Source organism: Tissierella creatinophila DSM 6911 (genome assembly GCF_001940565.1).
GTDB classification, from domain to species: domain Bacteria; phylum Bacillota; class Clostridia; order Tissierellales; family Tissierellaceae; genus Tissierella_A; species Tissierella_A creatinophila.
In genome coordinates, this window is sequence record NZ_LTDM01000003.1 from 85,210 (window position 1) to 94,736 (window position 9,527).

Consider the following 9,527-nt stretch of genomic DNA (forward strand, 5'->3'; position numbering starts at 1 on the left):
ACCCTCTCTAGTCTTCTATTATGTCTTTTAATCTCTCTATACTTTCCTCATACTTATATCTCTCTTCAGTATCTTGCGTTAAAAAACTATTTATAGGACCTATTAAATCTATTGAACGATCTATTATAGGGTTTGTCCCTTTCTTGTAGGCTCCTATATTTATAAGATCCTCTGATTCAGAGTATATAGCTAGATTTTCTTTTAACTTCCCTGCTTTAAGAAAATGTTCTTTATCTACCACCTGCTTCATAATCCTACTTATACTACTTTGAATATCTATAGCGGGGAAATGATTTTTTGCCGCTATCTTTCTAGATAAGACTATATGCCCATCCAAGATACCCCTTACTGCATCAGCTATAGGTTCATTCATATCGTCCCCTTCTACTAATACTGTGTAAAAGGCAGTAATAGAACCATCTTTTGACATTCCACTTCTTTCAAGCAATTTTGGTAGCATTGCAAAAACTGAAGGAGTATATCCACGGGTTGTAGGTGGTTCTCCTGTAGCTAGTCCTATTTCTCTTTGAGCCATTGCAAAACGAGTTACTGAATCCATCATAAGCATGACCTTTTTACCCTTATCTCTAAAATACTCTGCTACAGCTGTTGCTACAAATGCACCTTTAAGTCTTACAAGAGGTGGCTGATCAGATGTTGCACAGATAACTACAGATTTCTTATATCCCTCTTCCCCTAGATCCTTTTCGATAAATTCTAAAACCTCTCTACCTCTCTCACCTATTAGAGCTATAACATTTACATCTGAATCTGAATATTTTGCTATCATGCCAAGCAAGGTACTTTTTCCAACACCACTACCTGCAAATATACCTATCCTCTGTCCTTCACCACAGGTCAAGAGGCCATCTATAGCCTTTACCCCTGTACTCATCACATCGCTTATCCTTTTTCTCTCAAATGGATTTGGTGGAGTCCTTTCTACATCTATGAGTTCACCTTTTTCAAGACTACCTTTGTCTATAGGTCTGCCTAGACCATCTAAAGTGTTTCCAAGTATATCATCATTTATATTTATCTTTAAACTCTTTCTAGTGGGCTTAACAAAGCATCCCGGTCCTATTCCAAGTATATCATCTAAAGGCATTAGGAGAAGCGATTTATCTTTAAAACCTACAACTTCAGCTAAGACCTTTTTATTAGAAAACTTAATTATAATTTCACACACTTCACCTATAAAACATTCCAAACCTTCTACTTGGATTATAAGTCCTATTACTTCACTTACCTTTCCAAGCCTGGAATAGTAGTTTCTATTAGCTATCTTTGATCTTATATTTTCGAAATCTATATCTATTAAATTATTCATCACTATCACTTATTTCTTTTAACATATTTTGAAGCTGTACCTTTATTTGAAGATCTACTATTTGCTCTTCACTTTCTATTACAAATCCATTTTTATCTATAGACTTATCTTCTAAAAATATAAATCTAGTATTTGGACATAGCTCTTCCATTTTACTTCTATTTTTTTGAAGCAATGCTTTTCCTCTCGCATCTGAAGTAATTATTATATCTTCTTCTTTTAAATATTCAACTAGCACTGGTCTTATAAGAAGAAGGATATTTTCATCCTCTATATCTATTATATGATCTATAATATTTTCTGACATAGTTTTTGCTAAATTATATATGTTTTTTTCATTTTCTCTTAAGTAATTGTCCCTATACTCTTTGGTTTCTCTTATCAAATCAAGGGCTTTTTCCTTTATAATAGAAGCTTCCTCTTTTGCATCTTCTATGGCTCTAGCATATCCTTCATCATATCCTTGTTCTTTAGCAGCTTCTCTTATCTCTATAGCTTGCTTTTGAGCCTGGATTCTAGCTATTTCTAATATGTTTTTTCTCTCAGACTCTATCTCTGAAATTACCCTTTTTTTATATTGGTCTATATCATTTAACAGTTTCAGTTTTTCTTCATCACCTATTGTCTCTTCTATATATTCATGATAGAGATCTATATCTTCTTTTTCTTCTTCTATCTCTTCAAAAGCTGTATCTATAAAAAACTCATCATCACTACTACTTATATAGTTTCTCTTAATAATCTTATACGATGACTCCATCTTGATCACCTCTTGCTATAACAATTTCTCCAGCCTCTTCTAATCTTCTTATAACTCCAACTATCTTTTGCTGTGACTCCTCTACAGTGGAAATACGAACTGGCCCCATAAACTTGATATCCTCTTTAAGCATCTCAGCTGCTCTCTGGCTCATATTGCTAAATATAGTTGTATATACTTCTTCAGAAGCACCTTTAAGTGCAATAGCAAGGTCTTCATTTGAAACCTCACGAAGTATTCTTTGAACAGAACCTTTATCAAGAGTTACGATATCTTCAAATACAAATAAGCTAGCTTTGATAGTTTCTGCAAGTTCTAAATCAGTTTTTTCAAGATCACCTATAATGTTCTTCTCTGTACTCCTATCTACTGAGTTTAATATATCTACAAGGGTGTTTACTCCTCCAACAGTTTCCATATCATTTTCAATAAGATTTGAAAACTTGGCCTCCATAATCTTTTCTATACGGGCTATGACCTCAGGAGAAGCCCTATTTATATTGCAAATTCTCTCTGATATCTCTATCTGAAGTTCTCTAGGAAGTTCAGATAGGACAAGTGCTGCCTTCTCTGGTTGCATATAGCACATTATAAGGGCTATGGTTTGAGGATGCTCCCCTAAGAGTAGATTGGTAAGTTGAGCTGGGTCTGCCTTTCTAGCAATAGCAAATGGTCTCTCCCTCTGTTGAATTTGGGTTAAAACATCCATAACTTCCTTAGCTTTTTGGGTCCCTAATGCCTTATTGAGCAAATTTTTAGCATAGTCAAATCCTCCATCTAAGACATATTGCCTAGCTGAAACCATATCTACAAAATTTTGCAAAATCTCATTTTTCTCATGAGGTTCTACATAATCTATATTTGCTATCTCATAGGTAACCTGTTGTATTAAATTATTTGGAAGCCTTTTTAATATCTGTGAGGAAGTATCAGGCCCTAGTGCTATAAGAAGTATAGCTGCCTTTCTTATTCCATCATTCTTTTTTGCCAATTCCAGCCACTACTCCTTCCTCTAATCCTTCATCCAAGCCTTGATTAAGTCTGCTGCTACATCTGGGTTTTCCACTGCAAAGTCATTTGCCTTGAGTTGATTTACATCTTTCTTAACTTCTATTTTTTCTATCTTCTGAGTCTGAGGTTCTTCTTTTTCTATCGTTTTACTTATCTCTCCAATAGGTACTTCCATAGGAAATTTCTCTTTAAATAAATCGTCCTCTTCTCTATTACGAGAACGTAGTCTCCTAACTATACCTACTATCAATAGCAGTAAAAATATACCCACAAGTCCATATACAAGATAATTTCTATATTTAGCCAAAGCACTCTTTTCTTTATCTTCCGCTTCTTTTAAAGCATCTAGTTCTTTTTGCATATTTTCTTCATAAGATTTGTCAAAATTTACTCCTTCAATAGATATAAAGTCCCCTCTTGTAGTGTCATAACCTGTAGCTGCTGCAACAATGCTAAGAATCTGATCTTGAGCTTCTGGAGAAAGATTGCCATCATATACAACTGAAGTAGTAAGTTTTCTAACCTTTCCAGGAGCTTTTATAGTGGTCTTGGTCTCAGTTGTAAGTTCATTATTTGTAGTCTTATCTATGAGAATTCCATCTTCCCCTTCATCACCTACTACATTGTTATTGCCATCTCCTATATTTCCACCTGTTCCACCTTCTACCATAGATGTAGTCTGTTCACTTCTAGTTATTGGATCCTTATAAGAGATAACAGTAGTTTCTTCAGCATCAAAATCTAAGTCTGCAAATACTGATATCTTTACCTTGTCCCTGCCAAATACACCACTAAGAAGTTCATCTAAATTTGTTTTAATCTTTTGCTGAAACTCTTCTCTCATCCCGTCATAACTATCTAAACTTCCAACAGCTCCTTCTTGTTTTTCAGCCTTTAAAAACGAACTTAAAAGATTTCCTTTTGAATCTATAATCTGAATGTTTTCCTCAGGTACATTGTCAACTGCTCCATATACAAGCGCCGCAATACCCCTAACCGTCTCATCATTTATCTTTTTAGTAGGATCAAGTTCTACTATAACAGATGCAGAACCTGGCTTTTCTTCTGTTTCAAATATGCTCTTTTCAGGTAGTACAAGATGAACTTTAGCTGCAAGTATTGCATCTAAACTCATAATCGACCTTTGAAGTTCACCAGAGAGAGCTCTTTGATACATTATCTTTCTATCTTCATCTGTTGCCATCATACCCATCTGATCAAACATCTCAAAACCTGAAGATTTTTCCGGCATATTTCCCTCAGTTGCAACCTCAAGTCTATAACCATCAATCAACTTTTCATCTATCAGTATATCTTTACCACCATTGTTTAGCTTATAGTCTATCTTTTTTGCCTTTAAATCTTCCACTATTCTCCCTGAGTCATCAAGCTCTAGATTTGTAAAAAGCGGCGCATAAACAACTCTATTAAAGTAGGTAAATAGAGCTACTACAACAAAAACCATTACCACAACAGATATCATAAGAATCTTTTTCTTAGAATCCATATTGTGCCAGCCGTTTTTTACTCCTTCAATTATTTTTTTGAATTTATTCATGGGGTAACTCCTTCATATTCTACATTATAATTGCATATTGTTTATTTCCTTAAACGCCTCTATACACTTGTTTCTAACCTGCACTGCAAGTTCAAGTGAAATCCTTGCTTCTTCCGTAGCTATCATAACAGAGTGAAGATCGTCTATTTCACCTGTCATAAACTTATTAGTAATATTATCCGCATTTATTTGCATAGAGTTTACCTTGTCTATTTCCTTATTCATCATATCAGCAAAAGATATATCATTTTTCTCTTCGTTTTTTTCTTTAGTATGTAGTTTATCGCCTATTCCATTTAAGCCTTGCATCTTTTCATTTGTTATTTGATTGTTATTTAAAAAAGCTTTATTATATAAAGATAAAACATTCATCTATTTTCACCTCTCTTCTTATCCCTTAGAAATCTCAAGTGCCTTCTTCAATATATTCTTACTAGTAGTAAGAGCCGTTACATTTGCCTCATAAGTTCTCTGCACGTTTATAAGTGAAATCATTTCATCCACCATATTTACATTTGGAAAAAGTACATACCCTTCCTCATTGCTATCAGGATGGTCTGGATCATAAACTTCTCTTAAACCCTCATCATTATCCCTTATACCAACTACCTTTACACCCTCACTTTTCTTTTTACCTATAGTGTCTTTTGCTGCTACAAGGCTCTCTGTAAAAAGAACTTGCTTTTTAAGATAAGGCCCTCCACCTTCAGTACGAGTAGTGTTTACATTCGCCATATTAGTAGATATAACATCCATCTTTAATCTCTCAAGGCTAAGTCCACTTGAATTTATCTTCATAGAATTAAATATACTCATCTTCTCACCTTTACCCTTAGCTATTTATAACATAGTTTAGACTTGAAAGCTTAGAATTTACCTGTCTGATTAAAACATTATAATATACCTCGTTTGCAGATAATTCAGTCATCTCTAAATCTATGTCCACATTGTTTCCATTATCGTTTAGCATAGTTGTGTTTTTCTTTTTTACCTTTAAATCTATATCATCTATATCCTTTACTCCAAAGTGTTTATCATCCGTTTTATCTATCCCTACTCCATCACTTACTCTCTTTAATATCTCCTCAAATTCTACTCTTCCAGTTTTAAAGTTTGAAGTATTTATATTTGCAATATTATGGGAAATTGTCCTCTGTCTTAAACTCGACATATCCAAGCCTTTTTTAATCAAATTATAGCTTAAATCCTTCAAAAAAATTTCCTCCTTTCAAATTCTTCTATATAAAAAAGAACCTTCCCCATTATATGTAAGGATATGGATTTAGGTACCACATCTTGTAAACTTTTACAGTTAAGGAAATTTTCTTTCACTCTTTTTTATAATATCACAATGATTTCCTATAATCAACAAAATGATTTCATATTCCTCCCAAAAAAACACAAATAAGTGCTTAATTATTTAAGCACTTGTCGATATTTGTAGATTGTGTAGTTTTACCCATTTAAAGGTCTTTATCTATAAAAATAGATCCTCTATCATTTAATATGTAATTGTTTTTTATCTTTTCTTTAAGTCTTGTCTCTTTTATAAGTTCTAAAAGTTTTTCTCTCTTTATTTTAAGTTCATCTAAAAAAACACTATACTCCCATCTTACAGTACCAATCTTTTCTTCGTAGGGCTTATCAAGTGGGAAAAAACCTAAACTAGACTCCAGTAGATTATTGATTTCTTTAAGCTCTTCTAAGATTACTTCTACATCGTCAATAATCTCTATACCCATCTCATAGGTTTTATCCCATCTTTTTATTTTTTTTAATATATTTTCTAAAATTTCAATTCTTTCAAGTTTTAAATTCTCTATATTTGGTTCCATGTATCTCTTAACTCTTCCAAATATTTTATAACCTCTTCAACCTTTACCCTGTCTTTATCAATATTTGCCCTTATAAGGGAATTATACATATACTCATAAAGAGAATAAAGACTTTTAGCGATTTCTCCACCCTTTTCAAAATCAAGAGTAATCATAAGTTCAGAAATTATATTTTGTGCTTTTATTAAAAGAGTGTTAGTTTTTTCAATTTCCTTTTCATCCATAGCCATAATAGAAAGTTTTAAGTTCTTTATCGCCCCATCATATAGCATAACGATAAGTTTCTTTTGTGGCGCTGCTGTTACTTGTGTTTTTTGGTATACACTTCTTCCATAAGCCTGATTCATCATCTATCTTTACCCCCTAATTACCTTTTTATACCATTCATAGCATCTACTTGTCCTTGAAGCCAACCCATCTGATCTTCAGCTTTCATCATAGCTAAGTCAAGGGCTGTAAACATCTTTATATAATACTTTTCCTTTTTCTCCATACGGGTTTCGAAACTTTCTATTCGAGAGTTTAGGTCTTTTATAGCTTTTTCTAGACTTTCGTTTTGACTCTTTATAACTCCGTCCTCTTTAGAGATAAACCCATTAATATAGTCATTTACCTTATCAACTAAACCTACTCCTTCTTTTGGACTTAAAAAGTTCATTACACTTTCGGAATCTTTTTCCAAAGCATCTAAAAACTTAGTCTTATCAAATGTAAGATCACCAAATCTATCCAGTGTAGAAATACCTATTTGAGATGCATCTTTTATATCGCTTCCACTTACAGTTAACTTGTCAGTAACTAATTTTCTAAGAGAAGTTTGAAGTCTAATAAGGCTACTTTCGCCTGCGAGTATACCCTTACTTCCTGGAACTTTGGGATCTCCTGCAGCAGTTTTCTCTTCTATAAATTTCATAGTAGAGTTGTACTGGTCTACAAAGTCTTGTACGGCTTTAGCAGCTTTTTCAGTATCTGTAGAAATATTGACTGTATCTAACTGACCAGTGTCATGAGCTTTGTTTAGGTTTATAACGACTCCTTCTATAGCATCATTTATTGTGTTTGTATCTCTTTTTATTTTTATACCGTTTAGAGTAAACTCTGCCTGATTTCCTTTTTTAAATCCATATCCACCAGTTGTTTCATCTTCAATCCATCCTGTAGTAGAACTAAGGCCTATTTTAGATAATATTCCATTACTTTCATTTTCCAAAGAAATCGTTCTTTCACCAGTTTTTTCATCAGTCAGGACTAATCTATTGTCTACTACAGTTGCTTTGATACCAATCTTCTCCGGAGCTTTATAACCCTCTTTTCCTTCTTCACCTATTGCTTTCGTCATAGAAGAATTGATTTTATTTGCTATAGATTGTAGACTATCTTCTTTTTTTACTTCAATTTCAATAGTTTTTTTGTCAGCATTTTTAATTTCAAACTTACCTTCCACATCCAACATTTTCTTAATGTTCTCTTCACTACCTATCTTTTCAGGTGGTAAAACTTTCTTCCCAGTTATAGAACTATTTGTAGCTAATTGTTTTACATATATATTATACTTGCCCTCAGCAGCGCTTGTTCCAGCACTCATACTTACAAACTTTTCATCTGAAGATGTAGCTACTTTAGAGTTAAAAGTACTGCTATTTTTTAATGATTTCATCTTTTCAAAAAGACTATTAAGTCTAGTATTTACATCTTTCCAAGCATCTTTCTTTGCAGTTATATTTACATGTTTATTTGTAAGTTGCTTTAATGGCATTCTTTCAGCTTCCATAAGCTTATCTATTGTAGCTTGATCTATACCAGAGTATGAACCTATAAAATTTATCCCAGCCATTTTCTAACCCCTTTCATCAACTAATATACCAACCAAATCCCAAATACTTGCTACAAGATCAAGTATCTTTTCAGGCGGTATCTCTTTTATTATCTCATCTGTTTCTTTATCTATTAATTTTACCATCATGCGTCCAGTTCTTTCATGCATTTTAAATTCAAATCTTTTATCATCTTTAAATATAATGTGGTTAGCATCTTCTACTGCTTTTTCTAAATCTTCTCTTGAAAATTCCTTTTTTACCTCTTCTTTTCTTTCAACTAACAAATTTTCTTTTTCTCTTAGGTTATTATCAAGCACTTTAGAATCTGTCTTTTCTATTCTTTTATGAGTTTCAGTAACCGGTCTAGTAATAAAAATCAAACAAACCACCCCATTTTAGTTATTAAAAAGCCGACAGTATTATAATATACTTGTCGGCTTTTTCTTGTTTTCTTTAATGCTTAAGAGTAATATTTAGTATATTACCATTAATTATTGAAGTAATTGTAATACTGATTGTGGCATTTGATTAGCTTGAGCAAGCATTGAAGTAGCTGCTTGGCTAAGAATGTTGTTCTTAGTAAACTGCATCATTTCTTCTGCCATATCTACGTCTCTAATTCTTGACTCTGCTTCAGTTAGGTTTTCAGCTGTAGCAGTTAAGTTGTTTATTGTGTGGTCAAGACGGTTTTGCATAGCACCTAGTGAAGATCTTTGCTCTGATACAGAAGCTATAGCCTTATCTATAGATGTGATAGCATCCATAGCTCCTTCAGTACTAGTTAAATCTATTCCATCTATTCCTAAAGCTTCTACTCTCATATCAGCTATATTAAGCTGTATATCCTGCTTTTGGTTAGCACCTATTTGGAATTTTAAACCTCCGCCTTGAGTTGCACTGCTTTGTTTAGCTAAACCTAATAATTGAGCAGCTTCACTATTATCAAATTTTATACTACTTGTGTTCTTATCAGATCCACTTTGAACTTGTATAGATCCATCTTTTACACTTACTGTTACATCTTTTATCTGCTTATCTGAATCAACTGTTTTGTTGTAGGCTTTAATTGCATTGTTAATGTCTGTTTGAACATGGTTTGCAAAGTCCGACATACTTGCGCCCTCTTTTGGAGCGTTAGCACCAGTACTAGCCCAGTTAACTTTGATTTCTGTTCCATCAATTGTAACGTTTGATGAATCTACTCCACCTTTGATAG

12 protein-coding genes are annotated in these 9,527 nt (G+C 33.1%); all 12 read right to left on the reverse strand.

Annotation, left to right across the window (positions count from 1 at the left end; genetic code table 11):
* Positions 1-7: 7 nt before the first annotated feature.
* On the reverse strand, positions 8-1,330 hold the full coding sequence (gene fliI, locus TICRE_RS01405; RefSeq protein ID WP_075724375.1) for a flagellar protein export ATPase FliI: 1,323 nt from the start codon (positions 1,328-1,330) through the stop codon (positions 8-10).
* Positions 1,323-2,090 carry a FliH/SctL family protein gene (locus tag TICRE_RS01410; protein WP_075724377.1) on the reverse strand — a complete coding sequence of 256 codons (768 nt, stop codon included), beginning with the start codon at positions 2,088-2,090 and terminating at the stop codon, positions 1,323-1,325. Before TICRE_RS01410 ends, fliI begins: the two co-directional genes overlap by 8 nt.
* Positions 2,074-3,081, reverse strand: a complete 1,008-nt coding sequence (fliG, locus tag TICRE_RS01415; protein ID WP_075724379.1) for a flagellar motor switch protein FliG — start codon at positions 3,079-3,081, stop codon at positions 2,074-2,076. The genes TICRE_RS01410 and fliG overlap by 17 nt, the downstream gene beginning before the upstream one ends.
* Before the next feature lie 21 nt (positions 3,082-3,102).
* Positions 3,103-4,659 carry a flagellar basal-body MS-ring/collar protein FliF gene (gene fliF / locus TICRE_RS01420; protein WP_075724381.1) on the reverse strand — a complete coding sequence of 519 codons (1,557 nt, stop codon included), beginning with the start codon at positions 4,657-4,659 and terminating at the stop codon, positions 3,103-3,105.
* Between the two features lie 24 nt (positions 4,660-4,683).
* Positions 4,684-5,031, reverse strand: coding sequence for a flagellar hook-basal body complex protein FliE (gene fliE, locus TICRE_RS01425; protein ID WP_075724383.1), 348 nt, complete (start codon positions 5,029-5,031; stop codon positions 4,684-4,686).
* Positions 5,032-5,049: 18 nt separating this feature from the next.
* Positions 5,050-5,475: a flagellar basal body rod protein FlgC gene (gene flgC / locus TICRE_RS01430; RefSeq protein WP_075724385.1), complete on the reverse strand. Its 426-nt coding sequence runs from the start codon at positions 5,473-5,475 to the stop codon at positions 5,050-5,052.
* Positions 5,476-5,491: 16 nt separating this feature from the next.
* Positions 5,492-5,872 carry a flagellar basal body rod protein FlgB gene (gene flgB / locus TICRE_RS01435; RefSeq protein WP_084191712.1) on the reverse strand — a complete coding sequence of 127 codons (381 nt, stop codon included), beginning with the start codon at positions 5,870-5,872 and terminating at the stop codon, positions 5,492-5,494.
* Between the two features lie 250 nt (positions 5,873-6,122).
* On the reverse strand, positions 6,123-6,494 hold the full coding sequence (locus tag TICRE_RS01440) for a hypothetical protein (protein ID WP_075724389.1): 372 nt from the start codon (positions 6,492-6,494) through the stop codon (positions 6,123-6,125).
* Positions 6,479-6,844, reverse strand: a complete 366-nt coding sequence (gene fliS, locus TICRE_RS01445; RefSeq protein ID WP_143582997.1) for a flagellar export chaperone FliS — start codon at positions 6,842-6,844, stop codon at positions 6,479-6,481. The genes TICRE_RS01440 and fliS overlap by 16 nt, the downstream gene beginning before the upstream one ends.
* A 17-nt stretch (positions 6,845-6,861) precedes the next feature.
* The gene (gene fliD, locus TICRE_RS01450) at positions 6,862-8,328 is read right to left on the reverse strand and encodes a flagellar filament capping protein FliD (RefSeq protein ID WP_075724391.1); all 1,467 of its coding nucleotides are present in this window, start codon (positions 8,326-8,328) and stop codon (positions 6,862-6,864) included.
* A 3-nt stretch (positions 8,329-8,331) separates the two neighbouring features.
* On the reverse strand, positions 8,332-8,691 hold the full coding sequence (locus TICRE_RS01455) for a flagellar protein FlaG (protein WP_198927453.1): 360 nt from the start codon (positions 8,689-8,691) through the stop codon (positions 8,332-8,334).
* A 111-nt stretch (positions 8,692-8,802) separates the two neighbouring features.
* Positions 8,803-9,527 (reverse strand): flagellin (locus TICRE_RS01460; RefSeq protein WP_269843965.1); only part of this gene is annotated, 725 nt, incomplete at its 5' end.